Genomic DNA, 21,764 nt, shown 5'->3' on the forward strand with positions numbered 1-21,764 from the left:
GCGGCCCTTCAAGCTCACCACAATCCCATGACGATCAAGCCCGTTGCCCATGTCACAAGGGCCGCGTAACATTCATTCTGGCAACGTCGGCCCGACGTAGTTCAACACCGATCGGGACATCCCCAACCGCATGGTCAGACCTCCCTTGGCTTTTTTCCCTCACTCAGAATATCGCGGTGCATCCGGCCGCCGTAGAAATGGAAGAACGGCACGAAAGCATCATGCCGCAGCGGCCCGAACGTTGGCAAGCACACGCGAAAAATCGCAAGCGAAGCACAGGCACACGGTGTGGCTGGTCATCATTGGACTACCGGAAGCTAGAGTGGAAGCACTATGTTGGCAACTGGTAGCGTAGGAGGCGCGCGTACGCCGCCGTCATCGAACGCGCCCTGATCTATGTGCACATGCCTGGTCGAGAGAAGCCATGGACCGCATCGACGCGATGAAAGTATTTGTGTCGGCGGTCGACGAGGGAAGTCTGGCCGGCGCCGGACGGCGGCTGGGGCGGTCGCCGGCCGCGGTGAGCCGGGCGATCGCGTTTCTTGAAACTCATGTCGGCACGGAGCTTTTGCATCGGACGACGCGGTCGCTGAAGCTGAGCGAGGCCGGCGAGCGCTATGTTGCGAGCTGCCGGCGCGTGCTGGCCGAGCTCGAGGAAGCGGATATTGCCGCAGCCGGCGAGCGCGCCGCGCCGCGGGGCACGCTTACGATCACCGCGCCCGTCATCACCGGCGAGGACGTGTTGCGGCCCGTGCTCGACCCATTCATGAACGACTATCCGACGGTGTCGGTCCGGCTGCTTCTCCTGGACCGGCCGGTGAACCTGATCGACGAGGGCATCGACGTCGCGCTGCGCATCGCGCATCTGGCGGATTCGAGCTTCGTGGCGATCCGGCTCGGCGAAGTCCGCCGCGTGGTCGCAGCCTCGCCATCCTACCTGGCGCGAAATCCGGCCATCAATGAGCCTGCCGACCTGGCAAAGCACCAGATCGTCTCGATGACGCATTTCGGTCAGGACTCCTGGAGCTTCCCGCCTCTGAAAAACTCCTCGGTGCCCAGAACGGTGCAGTTCACGCCGAGGCTGGTCGTCAACACCGTGCGTGCCGCGGTCGCGTCCGCTGCGGAAGGACACGGCGTGACGCGGCTGTTCTCCTATCATATCGCCGAGGAGATCCGAAGCGGGCGCTTGCGGATCATCCTTGGCAAGGACGAATACCCGCCCTTGCCGGTGCACCTGCTCGCACCGCAAGGACGGTTTTCCGTGCCGAAGGTGCGCGCCTTCGTCGATTTCGCGGTGCCGCGGCTGAAGCGCTATTTCGAGCGGCTGTCGCGCGAAGCCAAGGACAGCGCCGCAACCATTCGTTCGCGGCGCGGAAGAGTGTCTGCCGAGTAGCGCGTATTCGCTCCGCAGGTTGATCTGCCTAGCTTGCCTTCATGAGCGCCGATAGGGCGCAAGCGGCGGTGTCGCCGCTTCAGCGATCATGGAGGCCCGTCATGGGTGCAGAACAAAAGGTTGCCATCATTACCGGCGCGTCGCAGGGCATCGGCGCTGATCTCGTCAATGGATATCGGAACCGCAATTTTCGTGTGGTCGCAAGCTCCCGCTCGATCAAGCCATCGTCCGATCCTGATATCCTGACAGTGGCCGGCGACATCGCCGATCCCAGGACCGCCGAGCGCATCGTCGGTCAGGCGCTCGACCGCTTCGGCCGCATCGACACGCTGGTGAACAACGCCGGCATCTTCATCGCCAAGCCGTTCACCGACTACACCGATGAAGATTACGCTTCGATACTCGGCATCAATCTCAACGGCTTCTTCCATCTCACCAGGCGCGTCGCGCGCGAGATGCTGAAGCAGGGATCGGGACACATCGTCCAGATCACGACCAGCCTGGTGGATCATGCCAACAGCAGCGTTCCCTCGGTGCTCGCCTCAGTCGCCAAGGGTGGATTGAACGCGGCAACCAAGTCGCTCGCGATCGAATATGCAGCCAAGGGCATCCGCGTCAACGCGGTCTCGCTCGGCGTGATCAAAACGCCGATGCATGGGCGCGAGACCTACGATTTCCTCGCCAAGCTGCATCCGGTCGGGCGGATGGGCGAGAGCCGCGACATCGTCGATGCCGTGCTCTATCTCGAAAGCGCGGGCTTCGTCACCGGCGAGATCCTGCATGTCGATGGCGGCCAGAGCGCCGGTCACTAATTCGAGCGCTAGAGCATTTTCGGTTCTGATTGAATCAGAACCGAAGCTCTAGGTTCTCGTTTTGACGCGTTTTCTTCACGCGAACCGGTGTCCACTTCGCTCGAAAACGCTTTAGTCAGCCATCGCCGTCGGCGATGGCTGGCATCAGAACTAACCATTTCCCTTTCGAGCAGCGAGGCTGCTTAACCCATGTCGATGTCAAGCACCCACGCTCACCGTCACCCGCATTCAGCGGCGGCCAATCATCATCATGAAGGCGGACCGGTCTGGCTGTCGGCTGCGGCTGGGCTTTGCGCCTCGCTGGTCGGTCTCGGATTGGCGCGCTTCGCCTACACGCCGTTGATCCCGGCGCTGATCGCGGCAAAATGGTTCAGTCCGGCGGATGTCGTCTATCTCGGCGCTGCCAATCTTGCGGGCTATCTGGCCGGCGCGATTATCGCGCGCGAGGTCGGGGCCCGCGCCGGGCCGGTGCGCTCGTTGCGCGCCATGATGGTGCTTGCATCGCTCTGCTGCTTTGCCTGCTCGGTGCCGATCTCTTTCGCCTGGTTCTTCGTGTGGCGCTTCCTTGCCGGCTTGTCCGGAGGCGTGATCATGGTGCTCGCGGCGTCGACGATCCTGCCGCACACGCCGCCGAACAAGAAGGGCGTGGTCGGCGGCGTGATCTTCGCCGGCGTGGGCCTCGGCGTTGCGGCGTCCGGCACGCTCGTGCCGCTGTTGCTGCGGCAAGGGCTGCAAGAAACCTGGTATGGAATTGGGATATTGTCCGTGCTGTTGACCCTGGCGAGCTGGAAGGCCTGGCCGGCCGAGGTCCGTGGCGCGAAAACGCTCGCCCACCATCACGTCGCGTCGCGGCCGCGATCACTGGCGATCCGCGCGCTGTATGCGGAATATGGCCTCAACGCCTTGGCGCTGGTGCCGCACATGGTCTTCCTGGTCGACTTCGTGGCGCGCGGGCTCGGGCAGGGGATTCTGGCTGCTTCACAATACTGGGTGCTCTATGGCATCGGCGCGATCGCCGGCCCGCTCGTGACCGGGCATCTCGCCGACCGCGCAGGCTTCGGCCCGGCGCTGCGCGTCGCCTTCCTGGTGCAGGCGGTCGCAATCGTGCTGCCTGCGGTCAGCGTGGCTCCGGCGGCGATGATCGTCTCGAGCGTGATCGCTGGCGCCTTCACCCCCGGCATCGTGCCGCTGACGCTCGGCCGCATCCATGAGCTCGTTCCGCACAACAGCGCCGCGCAGGGCGCGGCCTGGGCGCAAGCGACCACGAGCTTCGCGCTGTTTCAGGCCGGCGGCGCGTACGGCCTGTCCTACTGCTTCGAGCAGACCGGCGGCAACTACGCGCTCCTGTTCATGATCGGCGCAGCCGCCATCACCGCCGCTCTCGCCGTCGATCTCGTGGTCGGCCTATTGGGCGATCGCGCGCGCTCGTAGTGCTACCTACCAGCTCTTTTGGGCTCTTGTAGCCCGGATGGAGCGAAGCGCAATCCGGGATTGCTGCGGCTGGCGATACTGTTCCCGGATTACGCTTCGCTCCATCCGGGCTACGGGACTGTGAGATTCGGCTATCCCCCGTAGCTCTGCACCAGGCTGCCGGCGACCAGCGACCAGCCGTCGACCAACACGAAGAAGATCAGCTTGAACGGCAGCGACACCACGACCGGCGGCAGCATCATCATGCCCATCGACATCAGGACCGAGGCGACCACGAGGTCGATGATGAGGAAGGGGAGGAACAACAAAAAGCCGATCTCGAAGGCGCGCTTCAGTTCGGAGATCATGAAGGCGGGCACCAGGATGCGCAGCGACATCTCGTCCGGCGTCGCCGGCGGCGGCTCGCCGGAGAGATCCATGAACAGCTTGAGGTCCTTCTCGCGCACGTTCTTCTGCATGAAGCCGCGCAAAGGGACGGAGGCGCGCTGCAGCGCTTCCTCGACGCCGATCTGGTTGGCGACGAGCGGGCGGATGCCGTCGTCATAGGATTTCTGCAGCACCGGGCCCATCACGAACGCGGTCAGGAACATCGCCAGCGCGATGATCACCGAGTTGGGCGGCGCGGTCGCGGTGCCGAGCGCGGTGCGGAGCAGCGACAGCACCACGACGATGCGCGTGAACGACGTCATCATGATCAGGATCGACGGCGCGATCGAGAGCACCGTGAGCAGCGCGATCAATTGGATCGCGCGCTCGGTGACGCCGCCATTGCCCTGGCCGAGATTGATGCTGATGTCCTGCGCAAGCGCAGGCGCCGCCAGCGAGCTGGCGGTGATCAGGACGGCGGTGAATAAAACTCTACGCGGAAACTTCGGCCGCCTCACGAAGGGTTCTTCGGGCGGCCGAGCAGGGAGGCCATCTCGTCTTCGAGATTCTCAAAGCCGCTCTTCTGCGGCGCGGGCGGGGGCGAGGGTTCGCTGCGTGCGGGGCGCGGCGCGGGTGCCGGCTCGGGCGCGACCGGCGGCGCGGCGGCTTCGCTCGGTGGACGGCGCAGCGCGGCCTCGAGCCGCTGCGCCATCTCGGCGAGATTGGCGTCGGCGCTGGACGTATCCTGTGGCGGCGGAGGAGACGGAGGAGGCGGGGGCGGTGGCGGCGGTGCCGCAGCGCGCTCGGGGGTGCGGAGCGGCGCGACCTTCGGCTCGGTCGTGCGCGGCGGGCGCGGGATCAGGGGCTCGGAACGCTCGGTGCGGGGCACGCGCGGCGGGATCGGCTCGGGCCGCGGTTCGGTCCGCTCGGGACGGCTGCCGATCGGCTCCGGCGCGAAGCCGGCGAGCGGATCGCGTCGCTCCGGCAGCGGCGGCGCCGCCGGACGGCGCAGCTCTTCGGCGAAAGACGGGCGCGCAGGCCGCGGCGGCGGCTCTGGCATCGTCGGCTCCGGAGTGTCGAAAATATCGGTGCGGGCGCTTTCGGCCTCCGCCCAGGCGGTATCCGGAAGTGGCGCTACCCGCGGTGGCGGCTCGGCGCTGGCGACCACCGGACGTGGTGGCGCCTGATCGCGGGCCGCCATCGCGCGCACGATGTTGGGTTCGACGACGATGTCGGTGGGGCCGCCAATCATCAGCAGATGCTCGACATTGTCGCGCCGGACCAGCACGAGGCGTCGTCGTCCATCGACCGCGGCCGCATCGATCACCGCCAGCCGCGGCATCCGCCCGCGATTGGTGTTGGCCCCGAGGCGATTGCCTGCAAAGCGTCGCACCAGCCACGCGGCCAGGCCGATCAGCGCCAATACGGCGATGAACGCAAAGAGGAACCACAGGATCTGCATATTACTGTCCCCGGCCATCTGGCCCTGCTTTCATGCTGGCTTAGACGGATGCGGGCTGAAGCGATCCGATCAGCGAATCACGCCCGAGATCAGCCTTATTTCTTAATTCCCCACGGCAGTCACGCCGCCCATGTTTACTAATAGACCAAGAATCGATTGTTCCAAAACGACTTCTGAGCCCGCCCACGCGCGCTGGTTAACGCAGCCATCGTGGCGAAAATGTGCACTTTCGGATGATTCGGAGGTTGCCACCGGACCTGCCACGACCTCCCGGAACAATTTAACCAGCCGTTAACCATACACCGGGCAAATTCTGCCTACCTCGGGGATGGCCCCAGAGGTTAACGGGGGCACGGCGATGTCCGTCAACGATCTACCGATCCTGTCGGCGCTGCGCACCAAGATGCAGTGGCACCAGGAGCGCCAGCGGGTGCTCGCCGAGAACGTTTCCAATTCCGATACGCCGAACTTCAAGCCGCGCGACCTGGTCGAGCCGACCTTCGACCGCAATGGTGCGACCGTCGGCGGGTCGATGGGCACGCTGCCGATGATGCGCACCACATCCGGCCACATCGCGGCCTCCGGCGCGCCGGAGAATTTCGACCATGACGGCGGCAAGAACGCCTTCATGACCAGGCCGGCCGGCAACGCCGTCAACCTGGAAGAGCAGATGCTGAAGGTCTCCGCCAACCAGATGGACTATGCGGCGGTGACCTCGCTCTACAGCCGCAGCCTCGGGCTGATCAAAACCGCCATCGGCAGGCGCTGACGGGTTTCTAGGGAGGAAGGATCATGGCCGACGATGGAAGCGATTTCGCCCGCTCGATGACGATCGCCACCTCCGGCCTGCGCGCGCAGGCCGGGCGGATGCGGGTGATCTCGGAAAACATCGCCAACGCCGATTCGACGGCGCAGACCGCGGGCGGCGATCCCTATCGCCGCAAGGTGCCGACCTTCTCTTCCGCGCTCGACCGCACGCTGGACGCCAAGGTGGTGACGCTCGGCCGGGTGCGGCCCGACCAGTCGGCGTTCCGCGTCAAATACGAGCCGAGCAATCCGGCGGCGGATGCGACCGGCAACGTGAAATATCCCAACGTCAATCCGCTGGTCGAAATGACCGATATGCGCGACGCCCAGCGCTCCTATGAGGCGAACCTCAACATCATCAGCGCGACGCGGCGGATGATCCAGCGCACGCTCGATATCCTCAAGTCTTAAGAAACAGGAAGCGATCCAACATGGCCACACCGACAGTTGCCGCCAACGCCTATGCCAGCCTCGCCCGCATGATGGAGCGGGGCGGCGCCGAGAAGGGCGGCGAGACCGCAGGCCCCTCGTTCGGCGCGCTGGTGAAGGAAGCCATCGGCAGCGTCATGGATGCCGGCCGCAAGTCCGACGCCCAGACCGTGGCGATGACCGCGGGCCGGGCCAATGTGATGGACGTGGTGACCGCGGTCGCGGAGACCGACGTCGCGGTCTCGACCCTGGTGTCGGTGCGGGACCGGGTGATCCAGTCGTATGAAGACATCATGAAGATGCCGATTTGATTGGGGCGAATAGGGAGTGGCGAATAGCGAATAGGGGAAGAGGTGTGATCCATTCGCTATTCGCCACTCGCCATTCGCGGATCCGACGCAAGTAACCGAAAGCGAGAAACCAAATGACCGGTGCTGAAACCCTCGACGTGGCGCGCGATGCGATCTGGACCATCGTGGTGGTGTCGTCACCCCTGATGATCGTCGGCCTCGTGGTCGGCGTGATCGTGTCGCTGTTCCAGGCGCTGACACAGATCCAGGAGCAGACGCTGATCTATGTGCCGAAGATCATCGCGATCTTTGTGACGCTGCTACTCGCGCTGCCGTTCATGGCGGATTCGATGCACGCCCACATGATGCGGATATCGTCGCGAATCATCGGCGGTTGATGCACTAATGTCCCGGCCCTGACATTCGCGCTCAGTCGCGGCAGGCGGGGTTGCGAATGTCAGGGCCGAAGGGACATTAGCAAGATCATTTTTTTGCAGTGCGATGTATTTGACATTCGCATGGAGGAATCGCGGAAAATGCCGATGCGAATGTCAAATACATCGCACTGTGACTGAATGCGCATCGACATATCCCTGCTGCCGGCGCTCGCCGCGACCTTCGTGCTGGTGTTTGCCCGCATGGGGGCGATGGTGATGTTGCTGCCGGGATTCGGCGAGAGCAATATCCCGGCGCGGATCAAGCTTGGGATCGCACTGCTGCTGACTTTGATCATCCTGCCGCTGCACCGTGCTGACTACCATGTCGACGTCACGTCGGTGACGTCGCTGATGGTGCTGATGGGGCACGAGATCGTCATCGGCATCGTGCTCGGGGCGACCGCGCGCGTGACGCTGTCGGCGCTTGCCGTCGCGGGCTCGGTGATCGCCCAGCAACTCGGCCTCGGCTTCGTCACCGCGATCGATCCGACGCAGGGACAGCAGGGCCAGCTCATCGGCAACTTCCTCACCATCCTCGGCATGACGCTGCTGTTTGCGACCGACACCCACCATCTGGTGCTCGCGGCGCTGAACGAGAGCTACAAGATCTTCTCGCCGGGCGCCTTGATGCCGACCGGCGACGTGGCGGCGCTGGCGACGCGCGCCTTCGCCGAGGCCTTCAAGATCGGCCTGCAACTGTCGGCGCCGTTTCTCGTTTTCGGTCTCGTCTTCAATATCGGGCTTGGCGTGCTGGCGCGGCTGATGCCGCAGATGCAGGTCTACTTCGTCGGCGTGCCGCTCTCGATCCTCGCCGGGTTCCTGATCTTCGCCGTGGTGCTCGCGGCGATGATGGGGACCTATCTCGAATACTTCATCGGCGTCATGCACCAACTGACGCCGCTGAAATAGGGAGCCGCCATGGCCGAGGATAGCGACGACAAAACAGAAGACCCTACGCAAAAACGTCTCGATGACGCACATGCGAAGGGCGATGTCGCCAAGAGCCAGGAGGTCAACACCTGGTTCGTGATCGCCGGCGGCACGCTGGTGCTGTCGACCTTCTCGACCTCGACGGCAGCAGGCATCCTGACGCCGCTGCGCAACTTGATCGCCAATTCCTGGATGATCAGGACCGACGGCCCGGGGCTATTGTCGCTGATGCAGACGCTGGGCATCGCTGTCATCGCGGCAATCGGCGTGCCGCTCCTGATGCTGATGCTGGCGGCGATTGCCGGCAACATGATCCAGCACCGCCTGGTGTGGTCGGCGGAGTCGCTGACGCCGAAATTCAGCAAGATCTCGCCCGGCGCCGGCTTCAAGCGCATTTTCGGCAAGCAGGCGGCGGCGAATTTCCTCAAGGGCATCTTCAAGGTCGTCGCGCTCGGCGCGGTCATGACCGCGGTGCTGTGGCCGGAGTGGCACCGGCTGGAATCGCTGCTTAGGATCGACGTCGCCTCGATCCTGCCCGCGACCACCAGCCTGACCGTGCACCTGATGGGCGCGGTGGTGGCGATGCTCGCCGCGGTCGCCATCGCCGACTACTTCTTCCAGTACCGGCAATGGTACGAGCGGCAGAAGATGTCGGTGCAGGAGATGAAGGAGGAGTTCAAGCAGTCGGAAGGCGATCCGCACATCAAGGGGCGCATCCGCCAGTTGCGGCAGCAGCGCATGAAGAAGCGGATGATGGCCTCGGTTCCCAAGGCGAGCGTGATCATCACCAACCCGACCCACTATTCGGTGGCGCTCGCCTACGACCGCAACATGCAGGCACCGGTCTGCGTTGCCAAGGGCGTCGACATCATCGCCTTCAAGATCAGGGAGATCGCCAAGGATCACGACATCCCGATCGTCGAGAACGTGCCGCTGGCCCGCGCGCTCTATGCAACCGTCGATATCGACGAGGAAATTCCGGTCGAACACTATCACGCGGTCGCCGAAATCATCGGCTACGTCATGGGCCTGAAGCGGCGCTGGCTGTCGGGACAGCGAAGCTGACGCGGGATGGGGCTCCGGGAATGGAACGAAAGCGGCCTGAGATGGGCTTAACCTGGGAAATAGCGGCCTGATGGACTTGCGCTCCAAGCTCCGATTGAGGCACTCAGGAGGGCGGGCGAATCTGCACGCCTTCACCGCCGACGGGCAGTTTCCTTTAATGACCGCCGAGACCGATCACAACCAAGCTGCCGAGCCGTTCGTGGCCCACGAACCGGCGCGGCGGAGCGGCAGCATCGTCCTGGTGCTGCTGGTGGCGGCCGGCCTCGTCGCGGTGGCGATCGCGCTGATGACGATCGGCCGCGCCCAGGCGCAGCCCTATATCGTCGGTGTGCTGGCGCTCTTGGCCATGGTCGGGCTGTTCAGCCTGTTCGCCTTTGCCGCCGGAATCGTCCGTTTCTCGGACCGTTCCACCGACGATCCCGTGATGGGCCGGATCGCCAACCACGCCTATGACGGGCTGGCGGTCACGGATTCGCACGGGCACGTGGTCTATTCCAACGCCGCCTATCTCGCGCTGACGGGCGCGGCGAGCCCGCAGGAGGTTCGGCCGGTCGAGCGCGTCTTCATCGGCAATCCGGATGTCTCCGAGGCCGTGTTCCGCCTGCTCAAGGCCGCGCGCGAAGGCAAGCGGCAGCAGGAGGAGGTCCGCATCGCCGGCCATGACGGCCTGCGTGGACGGTGGCTCAGGATGCGGGTGCGCCCGCTCGGCCAGAGCAAGCGCGAACAGAAATATGCGGTGTGGTCGATCGCCGACATCACCCGCGACCGCGAGCGCCAGGAGGACGTCTTCAAGGAATTGCAGCACGCGATCGAATATCTCGATCACGCGCCTTGCGGTTTCTTCTCGGTCACTCCGTCCGGCGAGATCGCCTATGTCAACGCGACGCTCGCGAACTGGCTCGACTACGACCTCGCCGAGATCGGCTCGGGCGGCTTGAAGCTCACCGACATCGTGTCCGGCGACGGCGCAGCGCTGCTGACCTCGATCGTGCCGGCGCCGAGTGAGGTGAAGACCGAAGTCTTCGACATCGATCTCAGGATGCGGAGCGGCAAGCCGATGCCGGTGCGGCTCTATCACAAGCTCGCCTTCGGCGCCGACGGCACGCCCGGGGCCTCGCGCACGCTCGTCATCAGCCGCGCCCGGGACGAGCATCACGATCCCGAACGCGCCGCCGAAGTCCGCTTCATGCGCTTCTTCGACCACACGCCGATGGCGATCGCGACCGTCGATCGCAGCGGCAATGTCGTGCGGGCCAATGCGCGCTACGCCAAGCTGGCGCAAAGCCTGAATGCGGAAGGCTCCGCCGCCAAGTCGATCTTCCGCGCAGTCCATCCGCGCGACCGCAGCCTGGTGATCGCGGCGATCAACCAGGCGGCCGAGGGCAGGGGCGACATCGCACCCGTCGACGTCATGCTCGACGGCGCCAAGGAACGCTGGGGCCAGTTCTTTATTACTGCAGTCGACGAGGACGACCGCGACGCGGAAGCCGCAATCGTCTACATGCTCGAGACCACCGAGCGGCGCACGCTGGAAAACCAGATCAATCAGTCGCAGAAGATGGACATGGTCGGCCAATTGGCCGGCGGCATCGCGCACGATTTCAACAACGTGCTCTCAGCCATCATGATGGCGAACGATTTCCTGTTGAACGCGCACAAGCCGACCGATCCGTCGTTCCAGGACATCATGCAGATCAAGCAGAACGCGACCCGCGCGGCGACGCTGGTGCGGCAACTGCTCGCCTTCTCGCGGCGCCAGACGCTGCGGCCGCAGGTGCTGGATCTCGGCGACGCATTGAGCGACCTGACCATGCTGCTGCGCCGGCTGATCGGCGAGAAGGTGAAGCTCGACCTCGTGCACGGGCGCGACCTCTGGCCGGTGAAGGTCGATGTCTCCCAGTTCGAGCAGGTGGTCGTCAACCTCGCCGTCAACGCGCGCGACGCGATGCCTGATGGCGGCAAGCTGATCATCAAGACCCAGAATGTCGCGGCAGAGGAAGCGGGCCAGCTCGCCTACAAGGGCCTGCCGGCGGCGGACTATGTGCGGATCGACATCACCGATACCGGCACCGGCATTCCGCTTGAGATCATCGACAAGATCTTCGAGCCGTTCTTCTCGACCAAGGAGGTTGGCAAAGGTACGGGGCTCGGCCTGTCGACGGTCTATGGCATCGTCAAGCAGACCGGTGGCTTCGTGTATGTCGATTCCTCGCCCGGCGAGGGCACCACGTTCCGCATCTTCCTGCCGCGCCACCGGCCCGAGCAGGAGGTCGCGCCGGAGCCGCAGCCGACCAATGGCGCGGCCAAGGAGACCGCAGCCGAGCCGCCGAAGCCAAAACCCGACCTGACCGGGCAGGGCACGATCCTTTTGGTCGAGGACGAGGATGGCCTGCGTTCACTGAACGCCCGCGGCCTGCGCTCGCGGGGCTACAGCGTGATCGAGGCGTCCAACGGCATTGAGGCGATGGAAGCGCTCGACGAGAAGAATGGCGAGATCGACCTCGTCGTCTCCGACGTGGTGATGCCCGAGATGGACGGCCCGACGCTCTTGAAGGAGATGCGCAGCCGCAATCCGGATCTGAAGATCATCTTTGTCTCGGGCTATGCCGAGGATGCGTTCGAGAAGAGCCTGCCGGAAAACCAGCAATTCGCCTTCCTGCCGAAGCCGTTCACGCTGACGCAGCTCGTCGCGGCCGTGAAGGAGACGATGGCGCCGTGACGATAGCTGTGCCTATGAGCAGAAACGAGTCGATTTAACCCAGTAACGTGTCCCCAGCACGTCGTAGCACCGGCGGTCGTGAACCCCTGCTCGCCGAACGTTCGGTCCGGCCTGAAAGCCGACATGTAACGCAAGTCTGACTTTTGACCCAGCTGACACTGTAAGCGGAGGACGCTGGCGTGCCCGGTAGTAGCGCGCTGACCGGCAAGAGTGTCTTCAATGCGTCAGCGTTTCTACCTCATCTAAAGCGGGCATATCCGCTGAAGGCTCTTGATCTAGCGCAATGCCCACGCATTTTACGAAGGGGCAGGCTTAGTGGAGAACGTCCATGAAGCAGATGAGCTTGAGGACATTTGCGATTGCGACCTCGGCCTTCGCGTGCGCTACGTTGCTCTCGTTCAGCTGGTCTGAACAGCGCGGCGTCTCGCTGTCAGTTGAGGGCGCGCAGGCGCGGATCGGTCGCCCATTGACCCCCCTAAGCGGTGCCGGCGTTGCGCGTCGCCATTACCGGCGGGCTGCGTACGGCTACGGTGCCGGTGTGGTCGGTGCTGGCCTGGCGGCCGGCGCGATTGGGACGGCCGCGGTAGCGGCCACCTCACCTTATGGGTACTATGGTGGTGGCCCATATGCAGGCACTGGTTGGGGCTACTATGGCGGCTACCCCGGCAACTATTTCGGCAGTTATGGCTACCCTGGCGGCTATTACGGCGGCTACGCCAACCGCAGCTACGTCACCGGACGGCCAACGCTGTTTCCGCGCTACTACGGCGGCAGTTATGCCGCTGGCGGCTACCCTGTTGGCTATTACGGCGGCTACGCCAACCGCAGTTACGTCACCGGACGACCAACGCTGATTCCGCGCTACTATGGCGGCTACGGTCAGTACTACGGCAGCCCGAACAACAGAGGCGGCTTGGTTGGCGGCGACGACGCAGGGACCTACAGTCCCTAAGACTAGCACCGCGTTTCTAGCCGGCATCTGAATAGGCGTTTGCGCTCTCAAGCGGGCGCGAACCCCGTTCCCGCCATCCGCGTGACCACTTCTGCCGCAGCACGACAGCACCGCGGTGATCAGTTAACTAGCGATGGGGCACGACTGCTTATGTGAAGGGTTTCGGATGCCGGCCGCCGAATTCGCGGCGCCGTCCCTCAAGCGGCCGGCATCCGAAACCCTTCACAAGATCTGCGCCCCCTGCCAAGTCGTATTTTGGACCCGAAGCGGTCATTCATGCAGATCGGTCAGCGCACAAGACCCGGTGAGCGAGGAGGCGCTGCTCGGCAGTTTGCACCCAATGGCGGCGCGCGAGAGGCGCAGTGGTGACTTTGACACCGCACCGCGTACGCGAATGACCCAACTCGGCAGGCTACACTCGTTGATCCAGATCAAAGTTCTCCGGCCCCAGATGTGGGCTCGTGCGCCACTAAGGGCGACAATCCTGTTTTGGGCGACTTCAACAGGAGAGTAACAATGATCAGGTTATTTGCTGTTGCCTTCGCACTGGCCTTGGCGTCATCAGCGCAGGCCATGCCTCTAGTACCCCTCCAACAGCCGGACGAGATTGTCATTCAAGTCCGCGAAGCATGCGGTCCAGGTATGCGCCGCACTGCGAATGGTGTTTGCATCAGGACTCCCACCCGACGTGCCGCAAGCAGGTGCGCTCGCGGAGTAACTTGCTAACCTCGCGCGGCCGCCGCGAGGCGGCCTTTCTCTTTTCCCGCTGGGCCTGCCTCACGGATAGCATCCTGGAGCGCCTCGCTCCGGTCGCAATGACAGGGTTAAGAAGCTGCAAAAACCCGTGGAAAGACGGGCTTTTGTCACATCCCCGCGACTGAGGGCCGCAGTGGTTGTTCCCGTTTACGGCTTCCCTTTTGGGCAGCCGTGCCCATCTTAGTGCCACTTTCTCCATTCTGGGGATTCAAGGAAACACAGATGAATTTCACGCAACATACGCGCGGAATTGTTCGGGCCATCGCCGTGGCGATAGCGCTGGCGCTGCCTCTGACGGCTATCGGCATATCGGCTGCTGACGCCCGCGCCGGCGGCGGCTTCGGCTCGGGTTCCCGTGGCTCGCGGAGCTTCTCCGCGCCGCCCAGCACCAACACGGCGCCGGGCATGACGCAACCGCTCAACCGCACCTATAGCCAGCCGGGCACCGGCATGAACTCTCCGGCCGCGAATTCGGGCGGCATGTTCAACCGGGGCGGCATGGGCCGCGGTCTGCTCGGCGGCCTCGCCGCGGGCTTCCTCGGCGCCGGCCTGTTTGGCCTGCTGTTCGGTGGCGGCCTGTTCTCGGGTCTCGGCGGCCTGTCGTCGATCCTCGGCCTGTTGCTGCAGATCGGTCTGATCGTGCTGGTGGTGCGGCTGGCGATGTCGTGGTGGCAGCGCCGCCAGACAACGGCCGCCGCCTACGCCGGCGGACCTGCAGCCGGTGTCGGCCCGCAGCCGAACTATCGCTCGGGCATGGGCTTCGGGCTTGGTTCGGCCAGCGCGCCGCTGGAGATTGCGCCGGCCGACTATGAGGCCTTCGAGCGCCTGCTCAGCGAGATCCAGGCTGCATGGTCGAACGAGGATGTCGGCAAGCTGCACACGCTCGCGACGCCCGAGATGGTCTCCTACTTCTCGAAGGACCTGGAGGAGAACAAGGCTCGCAACGCCGTCAACAAGGTGACGAATGTGAAGCTGCTGCAGGGCGATCTTGCCGAAGCCTGGCGCGAGGGCGAGTCCGATTACGCCACGGTGGCGATGCGGTTCTCGCTGGTCGACCAGACGCTCGACCGTACCACCGGCCGGCCGGTCGCCGGCAGCGAGCAGCCGCAGGAAGTGACGGAGGTCTGGACCTTCGTGCGACGGCGCGGCAGCGACTGGGAGCTCTCGGCGATCCAGCAGGCGAACTGATCGTCCGCCAGATAACGTAACATCGAGGCGCTGCGGTTCATTCCGCAGCGCCTTTTGCTTTTGCGCGGGTCATTTCGCGGTCACAGCGCCGGAATAATGGGTACGGCTACGGGTTGATCTCAGAAGCCAAAGACAATCGGGAGGAGCAAATGAAGATTGGTGCCAGCATCTTCGTGCCGACATGTTTCGCACTCGCCGCTTTCGCGGTGCAACCGGCGCAGGCGCAGTCGGCCAACGCGAGCTTCTTCCTGACCAGCAACGGCATCGGCAATGGCGGCAATCTCGGTGGGCTTGCGGACGCCGACAATCATTGCCAGACGCTGGCGCAGGCGGCGGGCTTTGGCGCGCCGAAAACCTGGCACGCTTATCTCTCGACACAGGCGGCCGACGGCCAGCCCGCCGTGAACGCGCGCGATCGTATCGGCAAAGGGCCGTGGCAGAATGTGAAGGGTGTGGTGGTCGCCAAGGACGTCGCCGACCTCCACAGCGCCGGCAACAATCTCACCAAGCAGACCGCGCTTTCCGAAAAGGGCGAGGTCATCAACGGCCGCGGCGACACGCCGAATCGTCACGACGTGCTGACCGGCTCACAAGCGGACGGCACGGCGTTTGCCGTCGGCGAGGATCGCACCTGCAAGAACTGGACGAGCAGCACGCAGGGCACCGCCATCGTCGGCCATTCCGACCGGATCGGCCTGCGCGACGACGAGCCGTCGAAATCCTGGAACTCGTCGCATCCTTCGCGCGGTCCCGACGGTGGTTGCTCGCAGGCCGATCTCAGGAGCACCGGTGGCGACGGCTTGCTGTACTGCTTCGCCGTGAACTGAAGCTGGTGAATCCCAAGCCGCCTGCCGAGCGTCAGGCGGCTTTCTTCTTGGTGGCTTTCTTCTTCGCGACTTTCTTCTTCGCTACCTTCTTGGGAGCAGCTTTCTTCTTCGCCACATAGGCCGCGACTTTCTTCGACGAATGGCCCACGGCGGCGACGGCGGCCTTCAGCCTGGCCGGCGTGACTTTGAACTTCTTGGACCAATAGCGCACTTCATAGGGCTCGCTTACCGCAATCCGCGCACGGTCCGCGGCGAGGTGCTTCTGCTCCTTGAAGTAGGCTTCCACCTTCTTGGCGGAATGTCCGACTTTCTTGACGGCGGATTTCAGCTTGGCCGGCGTGACCATGAACTTCTTCGACCAGTAGGCGACCTCATAAGCCTCGCCCAACGCGATCCGTGCGCGATCAGCGCTGCCGCGTTTCTTCTTGCTATCCGCCATCACATTCTCCTGTCCGATCGGGAATCGGATGTTCCAAGACCGGAACAGGCTAACATCGTCGCGCGCGCTTTCAAACAATTGCGATCAGGCGGCTGCGGAGCGCGGGCCACAGGAGTGTGGTATTGCCGTGAGCCTGTCGCAGGGAGGCATCGTCAATGCGTTATCAACTCTATTACTGGCCCGACATCCAGGGCCGCGGCGAGTATGTGCGGCTCGCGCTGGAGGATGCGGGTGCTGATTATGACGATGTCGCGCGCGGCGCGGGCGGCACAAGCGCGATGATGTCGATGATGGAAGCGGGAAAGGGCACACCGCCCTTCGCGCCGCCCTTCCTGAAAGCCGGCAAGCTCGTGATCGGGCAGACCGCCAACATCCTCTTCTTTCTCGGCGCGCGCCATGGCCTGGCGCCGAAGGCGGAAGCGGCGCGGCTTTGGGTGCATCAAATGCAGCTCACCATCGCTGATCTCGTGCTGGAGGTTCACGACACCCATCACCCGCTCGGGCCGGGCCTCTATTACGAGGACCAGAAGGCGCCGGCGAAAAAGCGTACCGCGGAATTCTGGAAGGAGCGCGTGCCGAAATTCACAGGCTATTTCGAAGACATCGTGGCGGCGAATGGCGGCGCTTACGTCACCGGCCGCCGCGTCACCTATGTCGATCTGTCGCTGTTCCAGATCGTCGAGGGCCTGCGCTACGCCTTTCCGAAGCACATGCAGGCGTTCGAGGAGAACGTTCCCCGCCTGATCGAATTGCGTGACCGCATCGCCGAGCGGCCCAACGTCAAGACCTATCTGGCAAGCGAGCGGAGGATTCCGTTCAACGAGCAGGGTATCTTCCGCCACTATAAGGAATTGGACCTGTAGTGCGATCTATCCGTCATGGCCGGGCAAGACGGAGCGTAGGGTGGGCAAAGCGAAGCGTGCCCACCGTCAAGCTCACTGCTCGTAATGGCGGGCACGCTCCGCTTTGCCCACCCTACGACACCACCATCCTACGGCGCTGTCTTACAGATTCTTCCCGTCGAACGGCGTCATCGCGAGCTTCGACAGTTCGATGCCGTCGATGCAGCTCACGTTCAGCGCCACCACATCGGTGCCATCGGGCTTCTTGCCGTAGGCAAACACCTCGGCGCCGCAGTCGAGGCAGAATTGATGGCGGATGGCGTGCTTGTTGAAGAGATATTCCTTCAAATTCTCCACGCCGGCGCGGAGCTGAAAACTCCTCGGCGGCAGGAAGGTGAAATGCAGGCCCTTTTTGGTGCAGATCGAGCAGTTGCAATTGGTCACCACCGCGAGATCGGAGGTGCATTCGAAGCGCACCTGTCCGCAATGGCAGCCGCCGGTATAGGTTTTGCTGTCAGGCATGACTCTTCCTCACCGCATCCGGGGAATGCATGATAACGCAGCGGCTCGGCGCGGTCAGCAGGTCCCGGGCCGCGGAAGCGCTATTCGTCCTTGCCGCGGGTGATCGCGATCGACGCCTCGGTCTTGGTGCGCGTGCATTCCATGTTGAGGCGGCGGAAGCGCATGCTGACCTTGTCGCCGCGCAAGAGGCCCATGCGCTTCAGGCAGCGCGTGGCGCCGGTCGTGGTGTCGTCCTTCGGCACGGTGAAGATGATCGCCGCCGCCGAGCTGACCAGTTGAAAGAATTCCGGCTTCGGTCGCCGGTCGCCCTTGGCATAGAGTTCGACGGAGTAGCTCTTGCCGCGGCAGCCGAGCGACAATTCCCTGGTCGCGGGATGGGTGAGGTAGACGATGTTGGCGGCCTTGAAATTGACCTTGAGGCCGTCGATCTGGCTGGCAAGCTGCTTGGCGATGTCGTCGCACTGGTCGGCGTGCGCCGGCGAAGCGGCGAGGGCGGAGAAAAGCCCGAGCACGGCGGCGAGCGCTGCGGCATGAACGCTTGATACGAGTGTTCTCGTCATGAAATACCCCCCAGCGGCACACAACTGTACCGTCAGGGTTCATGCAAGGTCTGCCGGATTACGTCAATATGTTGAGCATGGGCGTCCGGGCGTTGCTGGCGATCCAGAGCGCCCTGACCAGGGTGATTTGCAGGGCTTGTTGTGCTAGACTGATGTTATGACAAAGCTACTTCAGGAAGCACTGCGGCAGGTCGAGCAATTGCCGCCCAGCGAACAGGACGCAGCCGCGGGTGCATTGCTCGACTACGTCAAGCACATGCGCGAGATGCAGCTGACCGAGGAGCAGGTCGAGGAAGTCCGCCGCCGCAGGTCTGATCCTAATCGGCAGCTCGTGTCTCACGAAGAGGCGCGCAACCGCATTGCACGGCTGGTCGGCGGCGATAGATGAAACTCGTCTTCGACGATCAAGCGATCGCCGATATCGAAAATATCTATCATTGGATCGCTCAGGACAGTCCCGCTGCGGCCAAGGCCGTGGTGGAGCGGCTATTCAGCAGCATCGAACTGCTGTCCTCGTTTCCATTCATGGGGCGAGTTGGCCGCGACGCCGACACTTTCGAATGGCCAGTACCGCGGCTGCCCTACATCGCCGTCAATGAAGTCGATCGAGCGCAGGAGCGGATCATCGTCGCCGCGGTGTTTCACGGAGCCCAGGATCGAGAGGCTGGCAAGCCCCCGAAACGATGAGTCGGTATTCCCGGATTCCCTTCCTTTTACGGCAAAAATGCTTAGAACGGCTCTAGATGCCGGGCCGACGTTCCCGGCCCCAACCTGAGATCATGTCCATGAACGCTCCCACCGCTTTCCCCGACCAGTCCAAGCCCGTTCCGCCCTACAAGCACACGCCGCTGTTCCCGCTGGGGCAGGACACGACACCGTACAAGAAGGTCACGGCCGAGGGCGTGCGGGTCGAGAAGGTGCTGGGCAGGGACATGCTGGTGGTGTCGCGCGAGGCGCTGCGGGCGTTGTCGGAGGCGGCGTTCGGCGAAATCAACCATTATTTGCGTCCGGGGCATCTGAAGCAGTTGCGCAGCATCCTTGACGACAAGGAAGCCAGCGACAACGATAAGTTCGTGGCCTTCGACTTCCTGAAGAACGCCAATATCGCCGCCGGCGGCGTGCTGCCGATGTGCCAGGACACCGGCACCGCGATCATCATGGGCAAGAAGGGCTGCAACGTCATCACCGAGGGCGATGACGAGGCGGCGCTGTCGGAAGGCGCGCGAGACGCTTACTTGCGCCGCAACCTGCGCTATTCGCAGGTAGCGCCGCTGTCGATGTATGAGGAGAAGAACACCGCCAACAACATGCCGGCGCAGTGCGAGATCTACGCCGAGGGGGACGATGCGTACAAGTTCATGTTCATGGCCAAGGGCGGCGGCTCTGCCAACAAGAGCTTCCTGTTCCAGGCGACGCCGTCGGTGCTGACCAAGGATCGGCTGCTGGCGTTCCTGAAGGAGAAGATCCTCACGCTCGGCACCGCGGCGTGCCCGCCTTATCATCTGGCGATCGTGATCGGCGGCACCTCGGCCGAACTCTGCATGAAGACGGTGAAGCTCGCTTCCGCCCGCTATCTCGACGCGCTGCCGACGCATGGTTCGGCCGATGGCAACGCGTTCCGCGATCTGGAGATGGAGCAGGAAATCCACAAGATGACGCAAAGCTTGGGCGTCGGCGCGCAGTTCGGCGGCAAGTATTTCTGCCACGATGTGCGCGTGATCCGGCTGCCGCGCCATGGCGCCTCGCTGCCGATCGGGCTTGGCGTCTCCTGCTCGGCGGACCGCCAGGTGCTCGGCAAGATCACCAAGGACGGCGTCTATCTCGAGGAGCTCGAGCATAACCCCGCGCAGTATTTGCCGCAGGTCGAGCAGTCGCTTGGCGGCGAGGTCGTCAAGATCGATCTCAACCAGCCGATGCAGGACATCCTCGCGACGCTCTCCAAGCATCCGATCAAGACGCGGGTGTCGATGACCGGCACCATGATCGTGGCGCGCGACGCGGCGCATGCCAAGCTGCGCGAGCGGCTGGATCGCGGCGAGCCGCTGCCGGACTACTTCAAGAACCATCCGGTCTATTACGCCGGGCCCGCCAAGACGCCGGATGGCTATGCGTCCGGTGCGTTCGGTCCGACCACGGCCGGGCGCATGGATTCTTTCGTCGACCAGTTCCAGGCTGCCGGCGGCTCGATGGTGATGGTGGCGAAAGGCAACCGCGCGCCGGCGGTGCGCGAAGCCTGCAAGAAGCACGGCGGCTTCTATCTCGGCTCGATCGGGGGCGCCGCGGCGAACCTCGCCGAGCACTGCATCAAGAAGGTCGAGGTGGTCGAATATCCCGAGCTCGGCATGGAAGCGATCTGGCGCATCGAGGTCGTGGATTTTCCGGCCTTCATCATCGTCGATGACAAGGGCAACGACTTCTTCAAGGAGTTGAATCTGGGCTGAGGTTGCGCAACGGCCTCACAACACGTCATGGCCGGGCTTGACCCGGCCATCCATCGTTCCAAGAAGATAGCTACGCGGGTCAAGCCCGCGTATGTCGACTGAGTTTGCGGCAAATGCCGCGCCTATAGTGGCGCCGGTTTACGCCCTTGTCCCCGAGAACGGGAAGCTGCCCATCGGGCCGATGCCCATTTCGCCGGTGATGCTGTCGCCCGACACCTTGCCGGTGAATTCGAGCGTGAGCGGCATCGGGTTGGTGATGGAAACCTTCCAGGCGACGTCGTCGCCCTTGGCCGTGCCGTCGAAGATCTCAACCGAATCGCCCTCGGCGCCCTGCGTGCCCGTGAGCGTGCCGCCCGAGTTTTTCAGCGACAGCGTCGCCTGCCGATCGCCCATCGGCGTGCTCATGGTGAGATTCCAGTTTCCGTCCACCGCCATGCCTGTCTCCCCGAGGTTCAATGGTGAAGCTTGGGCGGCGGGTATAGCCTATCTCGCCGCGCAAGCCCAACGATCTATTCCGGCGTGCGGTGATTAAGCGCGGGCGGCGGCGCGCAGCCGGCTCGTCACAATGATGCGGAAGAGGACGTATTGGATCGCGAAGGCTGCGATCTTCAAGCCGGCGGCGACCACCGTCACATAGGCCGCCCACAGCTTGATGTCGCCGGTCGCCGCCACCGCGATGGTGCCGGCGCCGATCGCCAACATCAGTAGCGCCCAGGCATAGCCGGCGAGGGTGACATACTCAGGAATGGTCTGGACCACGATCGGCGGCATGTAGCGCAGCATCCAGCCGCGCTTGAGCATGATCGCGCCGATCGCGAAATGCGCAATCGACGGCTTTGCCATGACGAAGCGCGGATCCTTGGTGAGCAGGGTGGCGCTGCCGAGCACGATCACCAGCGCAAGGCTCGCCCAGGTCATGAAGCCGAGCGTCTCGCCCTTGATGCGGGAATGCACCACCTGCGCGATCGCGCCGGCAATCGCGATCCCGGTCGCGAGCAGAACGTTGTCGGTGGCGAAATACACCGCCAGGAACACGATGGTCGAGAAGAAATCGGAGGCGAGCCTTGCGAAGACGTCCTTCATCGTGATGTTCCCC

General features: G+C 63.8%; 23 protein-coding genes and 1 pseudogene. 17 read left to right on the forward strand and 7 right to left on the reverse strand.

Going from position 1 to position 21,764, the window contains the following annotated elements:
- The first annotated feature begins 424 nt into the window (after positions 1-424).
- The 3 genes from ACZYOF_RS16380 (at position 425) to ACZYOF_RS16390 (ending at position 3,636) form a co-directional block, all read left to right on the forward strand.
- A complete protein-coding gene (locus ACZYOF_RS16380; RefSeq protein WP_463716398.1) occupies positions 425-1,393 on the forward strand; it encodes a LysR family transcriptional regulator in 969 nt (322 codons plus the stop codon).
- Positions 1,394-1,494: 101 nt separating this feature from the next.
- Positions 1,495-2,205, forward strand: coding sequence for an SDR family NAD(P)-dependent oxidoreductase (locus ACZYOF_RS16385; RefSeq protein ID WP_463716399.1), 711 nt, complete (start codon positions 1,495-1,497; stop codon positions 2,203-2,205).
- A gap of 195 nt (positions 2,206-2,400) precedes the next feature.
- A complete protein-coding gene (locus ACZYOF_RS16390) occupies positions 2,401-3,636 on the forward strand; it encodes a YbfB/YjiJ family MFS transporter (protein ID WP_463716436.1) in 1,236 nt (411 codons plus the stop codon).
- A gap of 131 nt (positions 3,637-3,767) precedes the next feature.
- On the opposite strand, the gene fliP is transcribed toward ACZYOF_RS16390, so the two are convergent.
- A complete protein-coding gene (gene fliP / locus ACZYOF_RS16395; protein ID WP_394569095.1) occupies positions 3,768-4,520 on the reverse strand; it encodes a flagellar type III secretion system pore protein FliP in 753 nt (250 codons plus the stop codon).
- Entirely contained in the window at positions 4,517-5,482 is a 966-nt protein-coding gene (locus tag ACZYOF_RS16400) for a flagellar biosynthetic protein FliO (protein WP_463716400.1), read from the reverse strand. The genes fliP and ACZYOF_RS16400 overlap by 4 nt, the downstream gene beginning before the upstream one ends.
- Positions 5,483-5,822: 340 nt before the next feature.
- Here ACZYOF_RS16400 and flgB point away from each other — a divergent pair, with 340 nt between their 5' ends.
- The 10 genes from flgB (at position 5,823) to ACZYOF_RS16450 (ending at position 15,864) form a co-directional block, all read left to right on the forward strand.
- Positions 5,823-6,233, forward strand: coding sequence for a flagellar basal body rod protein FlgB (gene flgB, locus ACZYOF_RS16405; RefSeq protein ID WP_130583341.1), 411 nt, complete (start codon positions 5,823-5,825; stop codon positions 6,231-6,233).
- 23 nt (positions 6,234-6,256) lie between these two features.
- Complete coding sequence (gene flgC, locus ACZYOF_RS16410) at positions 6,257-6,682, forward strand: flagellar basal body rod protein FlgC (RefSeq protein ID WP_028163547.1); 426 nt, start codon at positions 6,257-6,259, stop codon at positions 6,680-6,682.
- A 20-nt stretch (positions 6,683-6,702) separates the two neighbouring features.
- Complete coding sequence (gene fliE / locus ACZYOF_RS16415) at positions 6,703-7,011, forward strand: flagellar hook-basal body complex protein FliE (RefSeq protein ID WP_130583339.1); 309 nt, start codon at positions 6,703-6,705, stop codon at positions 7,009-7,011.
- A gap of 113 nt (positions 7,012-7,124) precedes the next feature.
- The gene (fliQ, locus tag ACZYOF_RS16420; protein ID WP_130583338.1) at positions 7,125-7,388 is read left to right on the forward strand and encodes a flagellar biosynthesis protein FliQ; all 264 of its coding nucleotides are present in this window, start codon (positions 7,125-7,127) and stop codon (positions 7,386-7,388) included.
- A 177-nt stretch (positions 7,389-7,565) separates the two neighbouring features.
- Complete coding sequence (fliR, locus tag ACZYOF_RS16425) at positions 7,566-8,336, forward strand: flagellar biosynthetic protein FliR (RefSeq protein ID WP_463716401.1); 771 nt, start codon at positions 7,566-7,568, stop codon at positions 8,334-8,336.
- Between the two features lie 9 nt (positions 8,337-8,345).
- Entirely contained in the window at positions 8,346-9,422 is a 1,077-nt protein-coding gene (flhB, locus tag ACZYOF_RS16430) for a flagellar biosynthesis protein FlhB (RefSeq protein WP_463716402.1), read from the forward strand.
- A 157-nt stretch (positions 9,423-9,579) separates the two neighbouring features.
- A complete protein-coding gene (cckA, locus tag ACZYOF_RS16435; RefSeq protein ID WP_130583335.1) occupies positions 9,580-12,141 on the forward strand; it encodes a cell cycle histidine kinase CckA in 2,562 nt (853 codons plus the stop codon).
- 466 nt (positions 12,142-12,607) lie between these two features.
- On the forward strand, positions 12,608-13,093 hold the full coding sequence (locus tag ACZYOF_RS16440) for a hypothetical protein (RefSeq protein ID WP_463716403.1): 486 nt from the start codon (positions 12,608-12,610) through the stop codon (positions 13,091-13,093).
- A gap of 978 nt (positions 13,094-14,071) precedes the next feature.
- Positions 14,072-15,037 (forward strand): Tim44 domain-containing protein, encoded by a 966-nt coding sequence (locus ACZYOF_RS16445; RefSeq protein WP_394569099.1) that lies wholly within the window; start codon positions 14,072-14,074, stop codon positions 15,035-15,037.
- Between the two features lie 149 nt (positions 15,038-15,186).
- Positions 15,187-15,864: a lectin gene (locus ACZYOF_RS16450; protein ID WP_463716404.1), complete on the forward strand. Its 678-nt coding sequence runs from the start codon at positions 15,187-15,189 to the stop codon at positions 15,862-15,864.
- A 124-nt stretch (positions 15,865-15,988) separates the two neighbouring features.
- Here ACZYOF_RS16450 and ACZYOF_RS16455 read toward each other — a convergent pair.
- Positions 15,989-16,303: pseudogene (locus tag ACZYOF_RS16455) on the reverse strand (DUF3606 domain-containing protein); the annotation flags it as partial.
- Positions 16,304-16,458: 155 nt separating this feature from the next.
- Between ACZYOF_RS16455 and ACZYOF_RS16460 the strand changes: the two are divergent.
- The gene (locus ACZYOF_RS16460) at positions 16,459-17,166 is read left to right on the forward strand and encodes a glutathione S-transferase (RefSeq protein WP_463716405.1); all 708 of its coding nucleotides are present in this window, start codon (positions 16,459-16,461) and stop codon (positions 17,164-17,166) included.
- A 141-nt stretch (positions 17,167-17,307) separates the two neighbouring features.
- On the opposite strand, the gene ACZYOF_RS16465 is transcribed toward ACZYOF_RS16460, so the two are convergent.
- Entirely contained in the window at positions 17,308-17,667 is a 360-nt protein-coding gene (locus tag ACZYOF_RS16465; RefSeq protein WP_130583863.1) for a GFA family protein, read from the reverse strand.
- An 80-nt stretch (positions 17,668-17,747) separates the two neighbouring features.
- Positions 17,748-18,227 (reverse strand): hypothetical protein, encoded by a 480-nt coding sequence (locus ACZYOF_RS16470; protein WP_463716406.1) that lies wholly within the window; start codon positions 18,225-18,227, stop codon positions 17,748-17,750.
- Between the two features lie 157 nt (positions 18,228-18,384).
- Between ACZYOF_RS16470 and ACZYOF_RS16475 the strand changes: the two genes are divergently transcribed.
- From ACZYOF_RS16475 to ACZYOF_RS16485, 3 genes are all read left to right on the forward strand, one after another.
- Positions 18,385-18,615 carry a hypothetical protein gene (locus ACZYOF_RS16475; RefSeq protein ID WP_130583767.1) on the forward strand — a complete coding sequence of 77 codons (231 nt, stop codon included), beginning with the start codon at positions 18,385-18,387 and terminating at the stop codon, positions 18,613-18,615.
- Entirely contained in the window at positions 18,612-18,914 is a 303-nt protein-coding gene (locus ACZYOF_RS16480; protein ID WP_463716407.1) for a type II toxin-antitoxin system RelE/ParE family toxin, read from the forward strand. The genes ACZYOF_RS16475 and ACZYOF_RS16480 overlap by 4 nt, the downstream gene beginning before the upstream one ends.
- Before the next feature lie 98 nt (positions 18,915-19,012).
- Positions 19,013-20,668: a fumarate hydratase gene (locus tag ACZYOF_RS16485; RefSeq protein ID WP_463716408.1), complete on the forward strand. Its 1,656-nt coding sequence runs from the start codon at positions 19,013-19,015 to the stop codon at positions 20,666-20,668.
- 138 nt (positions 20,669-20,806) lie between these two features.
- On the opposite strand, the gene ACZYOF_RS16490 is transcribed toward ACZYOF_RS16485, so the two are convergent.
- Complete coding sequence (locus tag ACZYOF_RS16490; RefSeq protein ID WP_463716409.1) at positions 20,807-21,103, reverse strand: hypothetical protein; 297 nt, start codon at positions 21,101-21,103, stop codon at positions 20,807-20,809.
- A 93-nt stretch (positions 21,104-21,196) separates the two neighbouring features.
- Complete coding sequence (locus ACZYOF_RS16495; protein WP_463716410.1) at positions 21,197-21,751, reverse strand: inner membrane-spanning protein YciB; 555 nt, start codon at positions 21,749-21,751, stop codon at positions 21,197-21,199.
- Positions 21,752-21,764: the final 13 nt, after the last annotated feature.

It is taken from the genome of Bradyrhizobium sp. LeoA1Lang, assembly GCF_055413685.1.

Coding starts and splice junctions, on each gene's coding strand:
- ACZYOF_RS16380 (WP_463716398.1), top strand. CDS start 425: ATGGACCGCATCGACGCGATGAAAGTATTTGTGTCGGCGGTCGACGAG.
- ACZYOF_RS16385 (WP_463716399.1), top strand. CDS start 1,495: ATGGGTGCAGAACAAAAGGTTGCCATCATTACCGGCGCGTCGCAGGGC.
- ACZYOF_RS16390 (WP_463716436.1), top strand. CDS start 2,401: ATGTCAAGCACCCACGCTCACCGTCACCCGCATTCAGCGGCGGCCAAT.
- ACZYOF_RS16400 (WP_463716400.1), bottom strand. CDS start 5,482: ATGGCCGGGGACAGTAATATGCAGATCCTGTGGTTCCTCTTTGCGTTC.
- flgB (WP_130583341.1), top strand. CDS start 5,823: ATGTCCGTCAACGATCTACCGATCCTGTCGGCGCTGCGCACCAAGATG.
- flgC (WP_028163547.1), top strand. CDS start 6,257: ATGGCCGACGATGGAAGCGATTTCGCCCGCTCGATGACGATCGCCACC.
- fliE (WP_130583339.1), top strand. CDS start 6,703: ATGGCCACACCGACAGTTGCCGCCAACGCCTATGCCAGCCTCGCCCGC.
- fliQ (WP_130583338.1), top strand. CDS start 7,125: ATGACCGGTGCTGAAACCCTCGACGTGGCGCGCGATGCGATCTGGACC.
- fliR (WP_463716401.1), top strand. CDS start 7,566: ATGCGCATCGACATATCCCTGCTGCCGGCGCTCGCCGCGACCTTCGTG.
- flhB (WP_463716402.1), top strand. CDS start 8,346: ATGGCCGAGGATAGCGACGACAAAACAGAAGACCCTACGCAAAAACGT.
- cckA (WP_130583335.1), top strand. CDS start 9,580: ATGACCGCCGAGACCGATCACAACCAAGCTGCCGAGCCGTTCGTGGCC.
- ACZYOF_RS16445 (WP_394569099.1), top strand. CDS start 14,072: ATGAATTTCACGCAACATACGCGCGGAATTGTTCGGGCCATCGCCGTG.
- ACZYOF_RS16450 (WP_463716404.1), top strand. CDS start 15,187: ATGAAGATTGGTGCCAGCATCTTCGTGCCGACATGTTTCGCACTCGCC.
- ACZYOF_RS16460 (WP_463716405.1), top strand. CDS start 16,459: ATGCGTTATCAACTCTATTACTGGCCCGACATCCAGGGCCGCGGCGAG.
- ACZYOF_RS16465 (WP_130583863.1), bottom strand. CDS start 17,667: ATGCCTGACAGCAAAACCTATACCGGCGGCTGCCATTGCGGACAGGTG.
- ACZYOF_RS16470 (WP_463716406.1), bottom strand. CDS start 18,227: ATGACGAGAACACTCGTATCAAGCGTTCATGCCGCAGCGCTCGCCGCC.
- ACZYOF_RS16475 (WP_130583767.1), top strand. CDS start 18,385: ATGACAAAGCTACTTCAGGAAGCACTGCGGCAGGTCGAGCAATTGCCG.
- ACZYOF_RS16480 (WP_463716407.1), top strand. CDS start 18,612: ATGAAACTCGTCTTCGACGATCAAGCGATCGCCGATATCGAAAATATC.
- ACZYOF_RS16485 (WP_463716408.1), top strand. CDS start 19,013: ATGAACGCTCCCACCGCTTTCCCCGACCAGTCCAAGCCCGTTCCGCCC.
- ACZYOF_RS16490 (WP_463716409.1), bottom strand. CDS start 21,103: ATGGCGGTGGACGGAAACTGGAATCTCACCATGAGCACGCCGATGGGC.
- ACZYOF_RS16495 (WP_463716410.1), bottom strand. CDS start 21,751: ATGAAGGACGTCTTCGCAAGGCTCGCCTCCGATTTCTTCTCGACCATC.